Consider the following 16802-nt stretch of genomic DNA (forward strand, 5'->3'; position numbering starts at 1 on the left):
ACGGAGACCGGGCCCGACGACGAGCCTCAGGCGCCGCTGACCTCGATCGTCTGGCGCGCGATGGCCAGCTCCTCGTTGGTCGGCACGACGAGCACGGTGACGGCCGACCCCGGCGCGCTGATCACGCGCGGCTCGCTCGAGCGCGCGGTGTTGGCGGCGTCGTCGAGCTCGATCCCGAGGAAGCCGAGGGGGGCGAGAACCTCGGCGCGGATCAGCGCGTCGTTCTCGCCCACGCCGGCGGTGAACGTCACCGCGTCGAGCCCACCCATGACGGCCGCGTAGGAGCCGACGTACTTCCGCAGCCGGTGCCCGTACACGTCGAGCGCGAGGCGGGCGTCGGCGTCGCCGGCACCGGCCAGCTCGCGGACCTCACGCATGTCGTTGTGGCCGGTCAGGCCCTTGAGGCCGGACCGCTTGTTGAGCAGGTCGTCGATCTCGTCGACCCCGAGCCCGCCGACCCGGCGCAGGTGGAAGACCACCGCCGGGTCCATGTCGCCGGTGCGCGTGCCCATGACCAGGCCCTCGAGCGGCGTGAGCCCCATCGAGGTGTCGACCGCGCGCCCGCCCACGACCGCCGACGCCGACGCCCCGTTGCCCAGGTGGAGGACGATCTGGCGCAGGTCGTCGCGGCCGAGCATGGTGCTGACGGCGTCGGAGACGAACTGGTGCGAGGTCCCGTGCGCGCCGTACCGCTTGATCGCGTACTTCGTGGCGGTCTCCTTCTCGAGCGCGTAGGTCGCCGCCGCCTCGGGCAGGTCGGCGAAGAACGCGGTGTCGAAGACGGCCACGTGCGGGACGTCGGGCAGCAGCTCGCGCGCCACGCGGATCCCGGCGACGTTCCCGGGGTTGTGCAGCGGCGCCAGCGGGGACAGGGCGTCGATCCGGCTGACTGCGTCGTCGTCGAGCGCGACCGGGCCGGAGAACTCGGCGCCGCCCTGCACGACCCGGTGGCCGACCGCTCGGATCCCGGCGTCGGCGAGGGCCGGCCCGAGCTCGTCGAAGGCCGCGAGGACCGCCGACAGCCCCGCCGTGTGGTCGACCTGCGGCAGGTCGCGCTCGTGCTTCTCGCCGTCGACGGTGTGCCGCAGGTGGCCCGACGGCTCGCCGATGCGCTCGAGCAGGCCGGAGGCGACGACGTCGCCGGAGTCCGGGTCGAGCAGCTGGTACTTGATCGACGACGAGCCCGAGTTGACGACGAGGACGGTGCCGCTCATGCGTTCTCCTTCTGCGCCTGGGCCTGGACGGCCGTGATGGCGACGGTGTTGACGATGTCGCTGACCAGCGCACCGCGTGAGAGGTCGTTGACCGGCTTGTTGAGGCCCTGGAGGACCGGGCCGACGGCGACAGCACCGGCAGATCGTTGGACGGCCTTGTAGGTGTTGTTGCCCGTGTTGAGGTCCGGGAAGATGAACACCGTGGCGCGGCCGGCGACCTCGCTGCCGGGCAGCTTCTTCGAGGCGACGGAGGCATCGACGGCGGCGTCGTACTGGATGGGTCCCTCGACGCTCAGCTCGGCCGCCCGCTCGCGGACGGCCTCCGTGGCGGCGCGCACCTTCTCCACCTCGGCGCCCGCGCCGGACGTCCCGGTCGAGTAGGAGAGCATGGCGATCCGCGGCTCGACCCCGAACTGTGCGGCGGTCTGCGCCGAGCTGATCGCGATGTCCGCGAGCTGGTCGGCGTTCGGGTCGGGGTTGACGGCGCAGTCGCCGTAGACGAGTACGCGGTCCGCCAGGCACATGAGGAACACCGAGCTGACGATCGAGACCCCGGGACGCGTCTTGATGATCTCGAACGACGGCTTGATCGTGTGCGCCGTGGTGTGGGCCGCGCCGGAGACCATGCCGCCGGCGAGCCCGAGGTGGACCATGAGGGTGCCGAAGTAGGAGACGTCCGTGATGACCTCGCGCGCCCGCTCGAGCGTCATGCCCTTGTGCTCGCGCAGTCGCGTGTACTCGGCCGCGAACTCCTCCACGTGCTCCGAGGTGGCGGGGTCGATGACGCGCGCGGCGTCGATGTCGAGGCCGAGCTCGGCGGCCCTCGCCCGCACCTCCGACTCCTTGCCGAGGATCGTCAGGTCCGCGACCTGCCGGGACAGGACGGTCGAGGCCGCGCGCAGGATCCGGTCGTCGTCGCCCTCGGGGAGCACGATGTGCTGCCGGTCGGAGCGGGCGCGGTCGAGCAAGGTGGCCTCGAACATCAGCGGGGTGACCACCTCGCTGGTGGGAACGTCGATGAGGGCGAGGAGCTTCTCGGAGTCGAGGTGCTGCTCGACCATGCCGAGCGCGAGGTCGAGCTTGCGCTGGGTGTTGCGGGAGAGCACGCCCCGCGTGCCCGAGACCTTGAGCGCCGTCTCGAACGTGTCGTCCTCGGTCGTGATGACGGGCAGGCGGTCGACGAGCCCCGACATCAGCTGGCGCACCTGCTCGCTCGGCAGGTGGCCTCCGTTGAGGACGAGGCCGGACAGCGAGGGGAACCCGTCCGCGGCGTGGGAGGCGATGACGGCGAGGACCGCGTCGACCCGGTCGGCGGGCGCGATGACGAGCGTGCCCTCGCGCAGCCGCTCGATGATGTGCTCGGCGTTCATCCCGGTGACGAGGATGTGCTCGGCCTCGCGGGCGAGCAGGTCGGGCTCACCCATGTAGAGCCGCCCGCCGAGGGCCTCGCGCACCTCGTCGACCGTCGGGGCGGAGAGCACGGGGAGCTCGGGCAGCACGCCGGTCTCGAGCTCGTCGTCCGCGAAGGCCGCCCGCACCTCGTCGAGCCGGTCGGACTCGCACCGGTTGACGACCACCCCCACCGTCGTTGCGTGCCCCTGGGCGATCTCGTGCTGCCCGACGGCCACGACCTGCCGGATCTCGTCGATGCTGCGCCCGAGGCCGAGCACCACGAGCAGCACCGGCGCGCCGAGGTTCGCCGCGATCCGCGCGTTCGAGGCGAGCTCCGTCGGCGTCGTCACGTCCGTGTAGTCCGAACCGACCACGACGACGACGTCGGTCTGCCGCGCCACCGCCCGGTACCGCTCGACGATCCTCGTCAGGGCCGCGTCCTCGTCCTCGAACCACTCGTCGTAGGTGACGCCCAGGCACTCGTCGAAGTCGAGGTCGACCGCGTCGTGCTCGAGGAGCAGCTCGAGGACGGAGTCGCGCTTCTCGCGGGACTCCACGAGCGGTCGGAAGACGCCGACCCGGGACGCGCGCCGTGCCAGCTGGTCGACCACCCCGAGCGCGACCAGCGACTTCCCCGTGAACCCCTCGATCGAGGCGATGTACAGGCTCTGGGTCATGCTCAGGGCTCCTATCGGGAGGTGGTGGCTCGCGAGGTCGATGCTTCCAGATCGGCGGCGCGCGTGCGGCACGGGAGTGGCGGGCCACGCAGCGCCCGGACCAGTCAACACCGTGGGCGCTCGCCTACCCTGGGACGATGGATTCCTCGGCCGAACGACCCCACGGCGAGCCGGTGGGCGACGCCGGGCGCGGGGGGCTCGCCGTCGCAGACGAGGGCGCGAGCGCGACGGCGGCACGAACCTCCGCGGACGACGTCACCTCGACGGGGCTCGACCCGGGGACGGACCGCGTGCGTGGGCTCGATCCCTGGCGCGATCCGGCCGCCATCGCCGCCGACGCGGCCGCTGCCGCTGAGGCCAGGGCCGACGCCGCGGCGCGGAAGGGCAGGCGCAAGGGACCGCGACGGCCGCGCGTCTCGGCGGGCGAGCTGTGGCGCTCCGCGATCTCCCCGCGGATGATCGGGCTCCTCGTCCTGCTCATCGCGGCCGCCGTCGTGTGCGTCCAGCTCGCCGCCTGGCAGCTCGACCGCGCCTCCCTGCGTGGGGCGGACCGAGCGATCGCCGCGCACGAGGCCACCCTCGAGGCCGACCCGGTCCCGCTCGACGACGTGCTGCCCGCCCAGTCGAGCTTCTCCATGGACGTCTACGCCACCGGCGTCACGGTGACGGGCGAGTGGGAGCGAGAGAACCAGGTCCTCGTCGTCGACCGGGCCGTCGAGGGCGAGCCAGCGGTCCTCGTCGTCGCCGCCCTGCGCGTGACCGAGGGACCTGACTCGGGTGCCATGATCCCGGTCCTGCGCGGCTGGCTGCCGGAGTCCGACGTCGAGGTGACCGACGCCGGCGCGAGCGTCGCCGACCCGGCGGCCCTCGAGCTCCCGGACGGCGAGGTCGCCGTCACCGGGCACCTGTCGAACTCCGAGGCGCAGCGCGACGGCGAGACCGCGCCCGGGACCGCCCTGTCGATCTCCACCGCCGGCCTCGCCGGCACGTGGGGCGGGCCGACGTTCTCCGGCTACCTCGTCCAGGGTGCCCACGACGGCGAGCAGTGGGTCCCGCTCGAGGGCGCTCTCGAACAGGCGCCCGACCCCACGATCGCTGTCGAGACCGGCCTCAACCTGCAGAACCTCATGTACGCGATCGAGTGGCTCGTGTTCGGGGGCTTCGCCCTGTGGCTGTGGTGGCGCCTCGTCCGCGACGACGCCCTCGACCGCCGCGACGAGGAGCTGCTGCTCGCGGGTGGCGGCCGGGACCCCGATCGTCGCGACGCCGACGCCGACGCCGACGCCGACGCCGACCGGTCCGAGTAGTCCTCCCCGCCGCCCGGGTGGTGACCGCTCCGGCGCCGTCGGTCGCGCCGGCGCCGGGTGAAACGCCGATGTCAGGTGACGCGCCGACGCCAGGCGCGCCGGACGATGCGCCTCCCGGGACGGCTCCTGCTCAGTCCTGCTGCCAGCTCGCCCACAGGGCCGCGTACTCGCCGCCCGCGGCGACCAGCTCGTCGTGCGAGCCGAGCTCGACGATCCGCCCGCCCTCGACGACGGCGACCCGGTCGGCGTCGTGCGCCGTGTGCAGGCGGTGCGCGATCGCGACCACCGTGCGTCCGGCGAGCACGTTCGACAGCGACCGCTCGAGGTGCCGGGCGGCGCGCGGGTCGAGCAGCGAGGTCGCCTCGTCGAGGACGAGCGTGTGCGGGTCGAGCAGGACGAGCCGCGCGAGCGCGAGCTGCTGCGCCTGCGCCGGCGTCAGCTCGAGCGAGCCGGACCCGACCTCGGTGTGCAGACCGTCCTCGAGCCGGTCGACCCAGTCGAGCGCGTCGACGGCGTCGAGCGCCCGGCGCATCCCGGCCTCGTCGACACCCGCGTCCGCAAGGCGCAGGTTGTCCGCGAGCGTCCCGACGAACACGTGGTGCTCCTGCGTGACGAGGGCGACCTGGCGGCGCAGCTCCTCCTCGGGCAGGTCGACGAGGCGCACGCCACCGACCGTGACGGAGCCGCCGGTGGGCGGGTGGATGCCGGCGAGCATGCGGCCGAAGGTCGACTTGCCGGCCCCCGACGGGCCGACGATCGCGAGGCGCTCGCCGGGGCGCAGGTCGAGGTCGATCCCGTGCAGGACGTCCTTGCCCTCGACGTAGGCGTACCGCACGCCGCGGGCGGTGAGCTCGGCGCCGCGCGGCCGCTCGTCACGGGCGGTGCGGTCGGGCTCGACGAGGGAGATCCCGAAGATCCGGGCGAGGGAGGCCGCGGCCACCTGGAGCTCGTCGATCCACATGAGGAGCTCGGTGAACGGCGCCCGCACCTGCATCGCGTAGAGCGCCACCGTGGTGACCGCGCCGATCGACGCGAGGTCGTTCTCGATGAGGAACGCGCCCCACACGACGACGGCGCCCAGCGGGAGGACGAAGCTGAGCTCGAGGCTGCGGAACAGGTGCACGCGCAGCCAGATCGTCACGACCTCCCAGTGCCACGCGTCGGCCATCGCGCCGTCCGAGCGGCGCCGGCGCTGCCGCCCCAGGCTCAGGGCGTCGACCGTGCCGGCCTGCTCGACGTTCTCGGTGACGACGCCGTTGATGTCCGCGAAGGCGGCGGAGTCCGCGAGGTAGGCGGGCATGGCCTTGCGCAGGTACCGGCGGGCGCTCCACCACAGCAGGGGCAGCCCGACGAGCAGCCCGATCGCCACCTGCCAGTCGACGAGGAACGCGGCGCCGTAGGTGAGGGCGACCGTCGTGGCGCCGACGAGGAGCGCAGGGATGCCGAAGCGCAGCACCCACTGCACGCGGTCGATGTCGTTCGTCGTGCGGCCGAGCAGGTCGCCGGTTCCGGCGCGCTCGACGGTCGACAGCGGCAGGTGGGTGACCGTGCGGAGGAAGTCCTCGCGCAGCTCGGCGAACAGCTGCTCGCCCAGCACGAGGGAGGCCCGGTGGGCCCAGGCCGCGAGCAGGGTCTGCGCGACCACGGCCGCGACCAGCCAGAGCGCGGTCCGGTCCACCTCGGCGGCCGTCGTCCCGGTGGCGACCGAGTCGACGAGCCGGCCGAGGAGCCACGGCATCGCCAGGGCGGCGACGGCCGCGAGCGACTGGACGAGGACGACGACGGCGAGCTGGCCGGCGTGTCCCTTGAGGAACGCGAGCCCCTGCCGGGTGGTCGTGCGCGTGTCCGCGACGGGCAGCCTCATCGCAGAGCCTCCTGCTCGTCGTCGGCCGTGGTCCGCGTGACGACGGACCGGTAGCGGCGGGCCGCGGGGTCGCCCTCGTGCGCCCGGCGGGCCAGCTCGGTGTGCGGGGCGTGCGCGGTGACCCGGCCGCCGTCGAGGAACGCGACGGAGTCGGCGTGCTCGAGCACGAGCGGCGAGGTGGTGACCACCACGGTGGTGCGTCCGGCCCGCCGGGCGGCGAGGGTGGCGGAGATCCGCGCCTCGGTGTGGGCGTCGACCGCCGAGGTGGGCTCGACGAGGACGAGCGCCGGTGCCTCGGTCAGCAGGGCGCGCGCCAGGGCCACGCGCTGGCGCTGGCCGCCGGACAGGGAACGGCCCTTCTCGGCGATCTCGCCGTCGAGCGTGCCGCCGACGGAGTCGAGGACGTCCTGGGCGTCGGCGGCGGCGAGGGCGCCGAGCAGCTCGTCGTCGTCGCCCCGGTCGCGGACGTCGAGCGTCTCGCGCAGCGTGCCGGCGAACAGCTCGGGGGTCGAACCGGCGACGACGACGCGCTCGCGCACCTCGGCCACCGGCAGCCGGTCGACCGGCGTGCCGTCGAGGGTGGCGGGGGAGCGGTCGGTGCCGGGCCGGTCGGCGTCGGGCCGGTCGGGTCCGGGCAGCGGCTCGCTCGCGTCCGGGACCAGCGCGGGGTCGACGAGACCGAGGTCGGAGCGCTCCGGGTCGAGCAGGCGGCCGAGGCGCGCGGCGAGCGCGTTCGCGTCCTCGGGCGGGTCGGACACGACGGCGACGAACGCGCCCGCCTCGGCGACGAAGCCCGACGTCGGGTCCGCGAGGCGCGCCCCCGTGGTCGCCGGCGCGGGCCACGGGCGCTCGTCCGCGGCCTCCGACTCGGCGAGGGTGCCCGCCGACGGCCCGGTGCCGACGACCTTGATGACCTTGTCGGCGCCCACCCGCGCACGGACGAGGAGCTGGATGAACTGGGTGAACGCCTGGAGCGGGGCCGCCAGGTACGTCGTGTAGCCGAACAGGGCCACGAGGTCGCCCGGCGACATCTCGCCGGACAGCGCGAGGTGCGCGCCGAACCAGACGACGAACGCGACGAACAGCCCCGGCAGGAGGACCTGGAGGCCGCGCATCGAGGCGGCGATCGTCGCCACCGAGACCCCGGCCGCCCGCACCTCCTGGGAGCGGGTGGCGTACCGGTCGGTGAAGACGTCCTCGCCGCCGATGCCGCGCAGCACCCGCAGGCCCGCCACCGTGTCGGTCGCGAGCGCGCCGAGGCGTCCCTGGGCCTCGCGCTGGGCGCGCTGCCGGGTCTGGAGCGGGCGGACGAGCAGCGCGACGAGCGCCGAGACGAGCGGCATGCCGACGAGCACGACGACGCCGAGCACGACCGAGGACTGCAGGAGCACGAGCGCCACGAACAGGACGCCCGCGAGGGACCCGACGAACCGCTGGGCCATCTCGAAGACGTTGCCGATGTGGAACGTGTCGTTCGTGATGGTCGCGACCACCTCGCCGGTCGCGGCACGGCGCGTGACGTTCGGGCCGATCCGCGTGACGTGGTGGCCCACGAGGCGCCCCGTGTGGAACGTGCCGTAGACCCACGCGAGGGTCTCGAACAGGTGCCCGTAGGCGGAGGTGAGGGTCGCGGCGACGCCGACGAGCAGGACCGCTCCCGCGCCCCACCAGGTCGCCGCCGAGAGGCCGTCGGTGAGCCCGGCGTCCAGCGCGCGGCCGAGCACGAGCGGGATCGCCGCCGTCGAGAGGTTGCGTGCCACGCCGAACAGGACCGCGATCACGAGGGTGAGCCGCTGCCTACGTGCGAGCCACAGCAGGAGCGCGTTCGCGGAGGTCAGCGGCGGCGTCCCGGGGTGGTCGGTGGGCATGGTCAGCACCCCCGGGACGCTACGCCGCGCCTCCGACACCGGCCATCGGATTTGGGGTGACGGCCGACTCACCCGCACCGACCCAGGTCCGGGGGACAATGGGCCCATGTCGGAGACCGGTCCCACCACCACCTCGGCCGAGGCGCGAGCCGCCGGTCAGGCGGCCGCGCAGGCCGCCGAGACCAGGGCGCACCGCGCGTTCGGCTGGTACCGCGCGATGGCGTTCGTCACGGGCGTCATGCTGCTCGTGCTCACCGCCGAGATGGTGCTCAAGTACGTGTTCGGTGTCGCCGGCTACGAGGACGAGACGAAGTGGTGGACCGCGCGGCCCGTCATGGGTGCGTGGGTCGCGATCCTGCACGGCTGGATCTACGTGGTCTACGCGGCCACCGTGCTCAACCTCTGGTCGGTCATGCGCTGGGGGCTCGGCCGGATGGTCGCCCTCGTGGCCGCCGGCGTCGTCCCCGTCCTGTCCTTCGTCCTCGAGCGCAAGGCGCACCGCTGGGTCGAGGCCGACCTGCCCGCCGTCACGGGACGCGCCCGGGTGGTCGCCGAGCGTCGGACTACCCTGGGCCGGTGAGCACGGACGCGCCGGACACCGCCGGCACCACGAACCACCGCCCGGTCCTCGTCGTCGACTTCGGCGCCCAGTACGCACAGCTCATCGCGCGGCGCGTGCGCGAGGCGAACGTCCTGTCCGAGGTGGTGCCCCACACCGCCTCGGTCGACGACATGCTCGCCAAGGAGCCCGCGGCGATCATCCTCTCCGGCGGCCCGTCCTCGGTGTACGCCGACGGCGCCCCGGGGGTCGACCCCGCGCTGTTCGACGCCGGGGTCCCGGTCCTCGGGATCTGCTACGGATTCCAGGCGATGGCCCAGGCGCTCGGCGGCACCGTCGACCGGACCGGCGAGCGCGAGTACGGCGGCACGATCGTGCGCGTCGCCGAGGAGCGCGAGGGCTCGACCCTGCTCGACGGCTCGGACGACGTCCAGACCGTGTGGATGTCCCACGGCGACGCGGTGTCGCAGGCTCCCGCCGGCTTCGAGGTCCTCGCGACCTCGACCGGGGCGCCCGTCGCGGCGTTCGAGGACCGCGGGCGCCGGCTCTACGGCGTCCAGTGGCACCCCGAGGTCCACCACACCGAGCACGGGCAGACCCTGCTCACCCGGTTCCTGCGCGAGGGTGCCCGCGTCGACGCCGACTGGACGCCCGCCTCCGTCCTCGCCGAGCAGGTCGAGGCGATCCGTGCCCAGGTCGGCGACTCCCGCGTCATCTGCGGCCTCTCCGGCGGCGTCGACTCCTCCGTGGCCGCGGCGCTCGTCCAGCGCGCCGTCGGCGACCAGCTGACCTGCGTGTTCGTCGACCACGGCCTGCTGCGCTCGGGCGAGGCCGAGCAGGTCGAGCGCGACTTCGTCGCCGCGACCGGCGTCGACCTGCGGGTCGTCGACGCGTCGGAGACGTTCCTCGAGGCGCTCGCCGGCGTCACCGACCCAGAGGAGAAGCGGAAGATCATCGGCCGGGAGTTCATCCGCACCTTCGAGGAGGCGGCCGCGTCGATCGTCGCCGAGGCCGGCCAGGACGGCGCCGAGGTGAGGTTCCTCGTCCAGGGCACGCTCTACCCGGACGTCGTCGAGTCCGGCGGCGGCGAGGGCGCGGCCACCATCAAGTCGCATCACAACGTCGGCGGGCTGCCGGAGGACATGACGTTCGAGCTCGTCGAGCCGCTCCGCCTGCTGTTCAAGGACGAGGTCCGGGCCGTCGGCCGCGAGCTCGGCGTCCCCGAGGCCATCGTGGCCCGCCAGCCCTTCCCCGGACCCGGCCTCGGCATCCGCATCGTCGGCGAGGTGACCCGCGAGCGGCTCGACATCCTGCGCGCCGCCGACCTCGTCGCCCGCGAGGAGCTGACCGCCGCCGGCCTCGACGAGTCGATCTGGCAGTGCCCGGTCGTGCTCCTCGCCGACGTCCACTCCGTGGGGGTCCAGGGCGACGGCCGCACGTACGGCCACCCGATCGTGCTGCGCCCCGTGACGAGCGAGGACGCGATGACCGCCGACTGGTCGCGCGTGCCCTACGACGTCCTCGCCCGCATCTCGACCCGCATCACCAACTCCGTCCCGGAGGTCAACCGGGTGGTCCTCGACGTCACGTCGAAGCCCCCGGGCACCATCGAGTGGGAGTGACGCCGGGCGGGGGCCCGGCGTCACGGGCGTCGTTCGTCGTCGGGCAGTGCTCCGACCTCGGCCGACGTGAGTGACCTCTCCGAGGTCGACCGGCCGTTCTGACGCGGTGACAGATAATCTGGATGCATGGACATCGTCACCGGCATCCTCCTCGTCATCCACCTCCTCGGCTGGGCGATGGCCCTCGGCATGGCGATCGCGGGCATGCGCGGCGGCGAGCTCCCCAAGGGGGCGACCCACGGCGTGCTCACGGCCCTCGTGGCCGGCATCCTGCTCGTCGGCATGGCCGAGATGGGTGACGGCGACGTCAACCACATGAAGATCGGCGTCAAGGCACTCGTCGCGATCGGCGCGACCGTCGTCGCGTTCCTCGGCGACCGCGACCGCAAGGCCGGCACGAAGGGCTCGCCGATGGTCCCGACGCTGGCGGCGCTCATCGTCGTCAACGTCGCCGTCGCGGTGCTCTGGACCTGACCCCTGCGTACGATCTGAGCCGCGCGGCCGACCGGCGCGCACCGACGAGGCAGGAGCGCGACCGTGGCCGAGCTGCTCACGATCCTCGCCATCGTCGCCGGGTTGGCCGGCGTCGTCAGCCAGGTCTTCCCCGGCGGCACGATCGTGGCCGGCGCCGTCGCGATCTGGGGCTGGTACCAGGGCGGGACGCTCGGCTGGACGGTGGCGATCGTCGCCGTCGTCGCCATGATCGTGGCGATGGTGCTCAAGTACGTCCTCGCCGCTCGCTACATGGAACGCGGGGGCGTGAAGGGCTCGACCCTGGTGATCGCGGCGATCGCCGGGGTCGTCGGCTTCTTCGTCGTCCCGGTGGTCGGGATGTTCCTCTTCTTCGTCGGCGCCGTGTTCCTCATCGAGCTCGGCCGCGCCCGCAGCGCCGCGCGCGCATGGCCGGCGACCGTCCGGGCGCTCAAGGCCGCCGGGCTGACGATCCTCATCGAGCTCGCCGGGGCGATGGTGGCGGTCGGCGCGTTCGTCGTCGGGTGGATCGCGCGGTAGTCACAAGCGGGCATCGGTCTGTCACGAGACCTCCCACGGACGGCACCCGGCGGGCAGGATGTCAGGCATGACGGGCGACGGACGGCGCGGCGGGAAGCACGGGGACGGGGGCCGAGCACATGCCCGCTCCCGGGCCGGGCTGGTTTCGCTCCTGCTCGTGCCCGCTCTCGCTGCGTGCGGGGTTGCGGAGGACGAAGGGTCGCCGACGCCGGGCTCAGGTCCGACCTCCGGCACCGCCACGGCGGAGTCGCCGACCGCGACCGATCCGCCGGCTCGTGAGGACCCGACGGGGCCGCCCATGTCCGCGCGCCAGGTCGCAGAGACAGCACGGCCCGGCGATGTCGTGGTCGTCGACGCGACGCTCATCGAGTACGAGCGAGCCGAGCTGTGCGACCTCGTCGGCGATTCGTATCCGCCCGTCTGCTCGCCAGCGATCCTCGAGCTGACCGGCGCCCCGCTCGACGACCTCAACCTGTTCGACGCCTCGGGCACTCGATGGGGAGGAGTCGTCATCGTCGTCGAGGTCGTCGACGCGAACACGGTCGCCTACATCGACGTGATCGAGCGCAACGAGACGCCGTCCGAGGCTCCTGCGCCGTCCGGATGACCCGCGGCGCGCGACACGTGGACCGTCGCGGACGCCCTTGAGCTCGCGGAGCCGAACCCCGGGTTCGTCGAGGACGGCGCCGCCGGGGCCTCCGGGATCGCTGGACGGCTGCTCGTCTAGCGGTCCTCGGGCTCCGCGCGGTCGACGACGACGGCGACCTGCGTGCGGTTCGCGGCGCCGAGCTTGGCCTGGACGCTGCTGAGGTGCGACTTCACGGTCGTCTCACCAAGGTGCAGGCGACGCGCGATCTCGGCGTTGCCGTCCCCCCGGGCCACGAGCCGGGCCACCGCGAGCTCGCGCTCCGTCAGGGTCTCCAGCGTTGCCCGCGCCTCCCTCCGGCGGGTGCCGCCATCACCGCGGATCCGCCGGAGCACGCCCTGCTGCACGGTGGGGGAGATCGCCCCGTGCCCGGCGGCCACCGCGTGGACCGAGGCAAGGATCTCCGCCGGCTCGGCGGTCTTGAGCAGGTAGCCGTCGGCGCCCGCCTCCAGCGCCGAGTCGACGCTCGTGTCCAGGTCCCACGTGGTGAGGACGAGGACCGCCGGCGGTGACGGCCGTGCGCGGATCGCACGGGTGGCGGCCACGCCGTCCGTCCCGGGCATCGTCAGGTCCATGAGGACGACGTCCGGGTGGTGGGCGATGACCTCGTCGAGAGCCGCGGCGCCGTCGGCCGCCTCGCCGACCACCTCCAGCGTCTCGTCCGTCTCGACGATCCGCCGCACGAGGGTGCGCACCATCGGGTCGTCGTCGACGACGAGCACGCGGACCGGTAGGGGCACCCGAGCAGTCTAGGAGCGGCCCCCGACATCACCCACCGGCCACGGGAGCTGGACGGTCACCCGGAACCGGTCGCCGTCGATCCCGTACCGGACGTCCCCGCCGAGCAGCTCGGCACGCTCGACGATGCCGACGAGGCCGGCAGACCGACCGCCCGCCGGCCGGGCGCCCTCACGGACCAGCGACTCCGGAACGCGGTTCGCGGCCTCGATCTCGACCCCGTGCCCCGGACCACCGGTCACCCGCAGGCGCAGGATCTCGCCCGGGGCGTGCTTGCGGGCGTTCGTCATGAGCTCGGTAGTGATGCGGTGCACCGCACGGGCGAGCGTGGCCGGGGCGGACGCGCCGTCGTCGATCCGCACGGTGGCCGAGAGGAGCTGGCCGGCGTCGGCGGACTCGTCGAGCACCGTCTGGAGGTGGTCGAGCGTGACGACCGGCTCGGGGGTGGGCTCTCGGAGCATGCCGACCAGCGAGCGCAGGTCCTCCGTGGCGGCCGCGGCCTGCGAGCGGACACGGGCCGCCGACTCGGCCAGGCGCGGGTCGTCCTGCACCTCGAGCTGGAGCGCGCCGGCCTCGAGGCTGAGCAGGGAGAGCCGGTGCCCGATCCCGTCGTGGATCTCCCGGGCCACCTGCTCGCGCTCGGCCGTGCGGGACGCGGTGGTCACGGCATCGTCGCGCTCGCGTCGCGCGTCGGACTCGGCGGTCCGTGCCTGCTGCGCGGCGCTGCGGGCGGCCTCCTCGGCGCTTCGCGCTTCCTCTGCGAGGACGCGCGCCCGCCGGGCGTCCGCCCGGGACCGGCGCAGCAGGCCGACCCCGATCGCCGACCCCACGGCGAGCGCCACGAAGAGCACGACCCCGACCCACGGCACCGGTGCCGGCGCGTGGTCGGACGGTGAGCTCGCGAGCATCACCCGCACCCACGAGGTCCACGTCGACTGACCGAGCAGGTCCCGCCACGTACAGACCACGGTCGCCAGTGCGACGGCCGTGCAGGCGAGCACCGGGCGGTCGAGCCGGCGGTGGGAGAGGTGGCTCGAGAGGACGACGAGGGCCGCGAGCGGGGAGAACGGCAGCACGAGGGCGATCACCGTCACCACCACGAGCGTCGCCGTCGGCCTGCGGGCTCGGGCACGCAGCACGAGGCCGTGCAGCATGGCGCCGAGCATGAGCGCCATCAGCACGCCGACCTTCCAGCCGGCGACCGTGTCCGGGTCCTCCTCCATCCAGCCCCGCACCCACGGCGTGTAGATGAGGTCCATGAGGGCGACGACCGCGAGGACCACGCCGAGTACGAGCCCGCGCGCCGGGCGCACCACAAGGCGACCGACGACGTCGCGCCGCAGCTGGCCGTCGTCGCCGACGGGCGCGGTGCGCGCGGCGGGCCGTCCGGCGGCGTTCGACATGGGCATGGCGGACATTGTCACCGCATGCGCCGACGCCGACCCCCTCCGGACGGTCCGCCGCCCGCGACCGATCGGAGGAGGTGGGGCGGACCGGTCGGGGGATCCGGCGGGCAGGGCCGGCGGGCGAGTCTTCACCCGTACCGCTCAGCCCCCACCGGAGGACACCATGACCACGCAGCACACCCCCGAGACCGGCGGCACCGCCGCGCCGAACCCCTACGGCACGCCCGCGGCGCCGATGAGCAAGAAGGAGCTCAAGGTCCAGAAGCGGATGCAGAAGGCGGCGCGTCCCTGGGTCGCCCGCCACAAGATCCTCACCGGCGTGCTGGCCATCGCGGGTGTCGCGGCCGTCGCCGGCATCGTCGGCGGCGGCGAGGAGGACACCACGGCCGACGCCGACACCAGTTCCGCAGCGGCCGAGGCCCCTGTGAGCTCGCCCGACGCCATGACCGAGGCACCGGCGGAGGAGCAGCCCTCCGCCGAGCAGGCCGTCGTCGAGGAGGCGCCGGCCGAGGAGGCCGCCGGCTCGCAGGTCGGTACTCCCGTCCAGGTCGGAGACCTCGAGGTCACCGTCACCGAGGTCGAACCCGGCATCGCGTCGGTCGGCGACGAGTACCTCGGCGAGCAGGCTCAGGGCCAGTTCGTGCTCGTCCAGGTGACGATGACGAACACCGGCGACAGCGCGGCCACCTTCTTCGAGCAGGACGCTGTGCTCGTCGACACCGAGGGCCGGCAGCACGACACGTCGTCGGCGTCGATCTACCTCGACGAGTCGACGTCCTGGCTGATCACGGACATCAACCCTGGCAACACGGCCGACGGCGCCCTGCTCTTCGACATCCCCGCCGACGCCGAGGCCGACCTCCTTCAGGTCTCCGCGGGCCTGTTCTCCGACGACGTCGACATCCGCCTGCGCTGACCCCCGATCGCCCGGCCCGCGACCCTCCCCGGCGCGGGTCGGGCCCCGGGATCGCGCGACCCCCGGCGCGCGACTCCCGGGCACCACGGCGGCCCGACGACGAACCCCACCCGGTCCGTCGTCGGGCCGCTGGTCGTCGTCGGGCCGTTCTCGTCCCTACCCGCCGAGCCCGAGGGGACAAGTCTCCAGGTAGAAGGACCCGCCGGAACCGCCGCGGAACCACCCGCCGGGCTGCGACGATCCGCTCGACGACCTGCCCGAGGGGCGACGACGACCGGGGGACGCGATGGACAGCGAACGGACCGAGAGACCACCCATGGAGGGACTCAGCTCCGTCCACGACCCCCGACGCGTGCGTACACGGCTGCTGGTGGTCGTCGTCGCGCTGCTGCTCGGCGCGAACGTGGCACTCTGGTTCGACGGGTGGCCCGAGCTCCCGTGGGGGCGAAGCCCCGACGGCGACGCCGAGACTGTCGGGGCCGGTGATCCGGTGGGCGTCGGGCACATGTACTCCGACGGGTCTCAGGAGGGGAGCCGGCCCACCGGCATGCTGACGGTCGAGTCGGTCGACCTCGACGCGAACAGTCCGACCGGGTTCGGGGATCCGGATGGTCGGTACGTGGTCCTGCGCATCGTTCTCGAGTCGGTCGCGGGCGACAGCCCGTTCGGTATCCACACCGACGGGCTCCGCATCATCGACGATCAGGGCCGACGGCACGGTACCCAGGTCACCGACGAGCTCGAGAGGGAGCACCCGCGGCTGCTGGGGGACTTCCTGTCGGTGAATCCCGGTGGACAGGCGGGTCGACAGATGGTCGTCGACATGCCGACCGACGTCGTCGCCGAGGCGCTCTGGATCCCGGACGACCTCACGCCGGAGAGCGGCACCGGTGACGTCCTCGTGGAGCTGCAGTGAGTGCCGCGCGGGTGCGGCGGTGGTTCACCGCCATGACGCGACCCCAGAAGGTGCTGTCGGTCGTGGCCGCGGTCCTGCTCGCAATCGCCGTCGTCCAGGTGCTCATCCTGGTGGCGGGGTCGAACGGACTTCCCGGCAGGTTCGGCACGGTCGAGGGAGACGGACCGGGCGTGGGCGACACCGTCCGGGTGGGCGAGCTCGACGTGCGGGTCGTCGAGGTCGAGGGCGACACCGTCTCGATGACCGTGGGCGACCCGCTCGCGGAGGAGAGCACCGGGTCGTACGGACGCGACATCGAGCTCGTCACGGTCGCGATCAGCAACCCGACCGACGACCCGCGGACCATCGGCCTCGTCAACAGCGTGCTGGTGGACCACGAGGGACGCTGGGGCACGACGACCGAGCCCGACTGGCTGGGCGGGCCCGGGCTCGCAGACACGCTCCTCGGCGACCGGGCCATGCCGCCGTCCCTCCACGTCAATCCCGGGCAGGAGGTCCGCCGCGTGCTCGTGTTCGATGCCGGGCACCTCGGGCCGCTCGACCACGTCCGCCTCGTCGGCGGGACCGAGTGGGGCGACCCGCTGACCGGTGAGCAACTAGTGGCGCTCACGGAGCCGTAGAGAGGCCCACTGCGCTCTCGTCCACAGCCTCGCTCTCGAGTGTCGG

The 16802-nt window shown here is 73.6% G+C and carries 15 protein-coding genes; 9 read left to right on the forward strand and 6 right to left on the reverse strand.

All coding sequences use genetic code 11. The features are described from left to right. Window positions 1-26: 26 nt before the first annotated feature. Both ACZLMO_RS05450 and pta read right to left on the reverse strand, forming a co-directional pair. The gene (locus ACZLMO_RS05450) at window positions 27-1214 is read right to left on the reverse strand and encodes an acetate/propionate family kinase (RefSeq protein WP_463653093.1); all 1188 of its coding nucleotides are present in this window, start codon (window positions 1212-1214) and stop codon (window positions 27-29) included. Next, window positions 1211-3283 (reverse strand): phosphate acetyltransferase, encoded by a 2073-nt coding sequence (gene pta / locus ACZLMO_RS05455; protein WP_463653094.1) that lies wholly within the window; start codon window positions 3281-3283, stop codon window positions 1211-1213. The genes ACZLMO_RS05450 and pta overlap by 4 nt, the downstream gene beginning before the upstream one ends. Before the next feature lie 137 nt (window positions 3284-3420). Between pta and ACZLMO_RS05460 the strand changes: the two genes are divergently transcribed. Continuing rightward, complete coding sequence (locus tag ACZLMO_RS05460) at window positions 3421-4590, forward strand: SURF1 family protein (protein ID WP_463653095.1); 1170 nt, start codon at window positions 3421-3423, stop codon at window positions 4588-4590. Between the two features lie 130 nt (window positions 4591-4720). On the opposite strand, the gene ACZLMO_RS05465 is transcribed toward ACZLMO_RS05460, so the two are convergent. Together ACZLMO_RS05465 and ACZLMO_RS05470 are read right to left on the reverse strand one after the other, a co-directional pair. Next, entirely contained in the window at window positions 4721-6454 is a 1734-nt protein-coding gene (locus ACZLMO_RS05465) for an ABC transporter ATP-binding protein (RefSeq protein ID WP_463653096.1), read from the reverse strand. Continuing rightward, window positions 6451-8322, reverse strand: coding sequence for an ABC transporter transmembrane domain-containing protein (locus ACZLMO_RS05470; protein WP_463653117.1), 1872 nt, complete (start codon window positions 8320-8322; stop codon window positions 6451-6453). The genes ACZLMO_RS05465 and ACZLMO_RS05470 overlap by 4 nt, the downstream gene beginning before the upstream one ends. 106 nt (window positions 8323-8428) lie before the next feature. On the opposite strand from ACZLMO_RS05470, the gene ACZLMO_RS05475 reads away from it, so the two are divergent. The 5 genes from ACZLMO_RS05475 to ACZLMO_RS05495 all read left to right on the forward strand — a co-directional run bounded on the left by ACZLMO_RS05475 (window position 8429) and on the right by ACZLMO_RS05495 (window position 12121). Further along, complete coding sequence (locus ACZLMO_RS05475; protein WP_463653097.1) at window positions 8429-8902, forward strand: DUF3817 domain-containing protein; 474 nt, start codon at window positions 8429-8431, stop codon at window positions 8900-8902. Further along, window positions 8899-10503, forward strand: a complete 1605-nt coding sequence (gene guaA, locus ACZLMO_RS05480; RefSeq protein WP_463653098.1) for a glutamine-hydrolyzing GMP synthase — start codon at window positions 8899-8901, stop codon at window positions 10501-10503. The genes ACZLMO_RS05475 and guaA overlap by 4 nt, the downstream gene beginning before the upstream one ends. Before the next feature lie 126 nt (window positions 10504-10629). Further along, window positions 10630-10977: a hypothetical protein gene (locus ACZLMO_RS05485; protein WP_463653099.1), complete on the forward strand. Its 348-nt coding sequence runs from the start codon at window positions 10630-10632 to the stop codon at window positions 10975-10977. Between the two features lie 63 nt (window positions 10978-11040). Continuing rightward, entirely contained in the window at window positions 11041-11514 is a 474-nt protein-coding gene (locus ACZLMO_RS05490) for a DUF456 domain-containing protein (protein WP_463653100.1), read from the forward strand. Window positions 11515-11812: 298 nt separating this feature from the next. Continuing rightward, window positions 11813-12121, forward strand: coding sequence for a hypothetical protein (locus ACZLMO_RS05495; RefSeq protein WP_463653101.1), 309 nt, complete (start codon window positions 11813-11815; stop codon window positions 12119-12121). Window positions 12122-12237: 116 nt separating this feature from the next. Here the strand turns inward: ACZLMO_RS05495 and ACZLMO_RS05500 are convergent, their stop codons facing one another. Both ACZLMO_RS05500 and ACZLMO_RS05505 read right to left on the reverse strand, forming a co-directional pair. After that, window positions 12238-12900: a response regulator gene (locus ACZLMO_RS05500; protein WP_463653102.1), complete on the reverse strand. Its 663-nt coding sequence runs from the start codon at window positions 12898-12900 to the stop codon at window positions 12238-12240. 9 nt (window positions 12901-12909) lie between these two features. Continuing rightward, window positions 12910-14307, reverse strand: coding sequence for a sensor histidine kinase (locus ACZLMO_RS05505; protein ID WP_463653103.1), 1398 nt, complete (start codon window positions 14305-14307; stop codon window positions 12910-12912). Window positions 14308-14467: 160 nt separating this feature from the next. Between ACZLMO_RS05505 and ACZLMO_RS05510 the strand changes: the two genes are divergently transcribed. The 3 genes from ACZLMO_RS05510 to ACZLMO_RS05520 all read left to right on the forward strand — a co-directional run bounded on the left by ACZLMO_RS05510 (window position 14468) and on the right by ACZLMO_RS05520 (window position 16756). After that, window positions 14468-15220 carry a DUF4352 domain-containing protein gene (locus ACZLMO_RS05510; RefSeq protein ID WP_463653104.1) on the forward strand — a complete coding sequence of 251 codons (753 nt, stop codon included), beginning with the start codon at window positions 14468-14470 and terminating at the stop codon, window positions 15218-15220. A 352-nt stretch (window positions 15221-15572) separates the two neighbouring features. Beyond that, window positions 15573-16136: a DUF4352 domain-containing protein gene (locus ACZLMO_RS05515; RefSeq protein WP_463653105.1), complete on the forward strand. Its 564-nt coding sequence runs from the start codon at window positions 15573-15575 to the stop codon at window positions 16134-16136. A gap of 32 nt (window positions 16137-16168) precedes the next feature. Beyond that, window positions 16169-16756 carry a DUF4352 domain-containing protein gene (locus tag ACZLMO_RS05520; protein ID WP_463653106.1) on the forward strand — a complete coding sequence of 196 codons (588 nt, stop codon included), beginning with the start codon at window positions 16169-16171 and terminating at the stop codon, window positions 16754-16756. Window positions 16757-16802: the final 46 nt, after the last annotated feature.

The organism is Georgenia sp. G2120, from assembly GCF_055326485.1.

Excerpts from the sequence above, each read along its gene's own strand:
- ACZLMO_RS05475 (WP_463653097.1), top strand. The coding sequence starts at position 8,429 with ATGTCGGAGACCGGTCCCACCACCACCTCGGCCGAGGCGCGAGCCGCC.
- ACZLMO_RS05465 (WP_463653096.1), bottom strand. The coding sequence starts at position 6,454 with ATGAGGCTGCCCGTCGCGGACACGCGCACGACCACCCGGCAGGGGCTC.
- pta (WP_463653094.1), bottom strand. The coding sequence starts at position 3,283 with ATGACCCAGAGCCTGTACATCGCCTCGATCGAGGGGTTCACGGGGAAG.
- ACZLMO_RS05505 (WP_463653103.1), bottom strand. The coding sequence starts at position 14,307 with ATGCCCATGTCGAACGCCGCCGGACGGCCCGCCGCGCGCACCGCGCCC.
- ACZLMO_RS05485 (WP_463653099.1), top strand. The coding sequence starts at position 10,630 with ATGGACATCGTCACCGGCATCCTCCTCGTCATCCACCTCCTCGGCTGG.
- ACZLMO_RS05495 (WP_463653101.1), top strand. The coding sequence starts at position 11,813 with ATGTCCGCGCGCCAGGTCGCAGAGACAGCACGGCCCGGCGATGTCGTG.
- ACZLMO_RS05460 (WP_463653095.1), top strand. The coding sequence starts at position 3,421 with ATGGATTCCTCGGCCGAACGACCCCACGGCGAGCCGGTGGGCGACGCC.
- ACZLMO_RS05470 (WP_463653117.1), bottom strand. The coding sequence starts at position 8,322 with ATGCCCACCGACCACCCCGGGACGCCGCCGCTGACCTCCGCGAACGCG.
- ACZLMO_RS05510 (WP_463653104.1), top strand. The coding sequence starts at position 14,468 with ATGACCACGCAGCACACCCCCGAGACCGGCGGCACCGCCGCGCCGAAC.
- ACZLMO_RS05450 (WP_463653093.1), bottom strand. The coding sequence starts at position 1,214 with ATGAGCGGCACCGTCCTCGTCGTCAACTCGGGCTCGTCGTCGATCAAG.
- ACZLMO_RS05520 (WP_463653106.1), top strand. The coding sequence starts at position 16,169 with ATGACGCGACCCCAGAAGGTGCTGTCGGTCGTGGCCGCGGTCCTGCTC.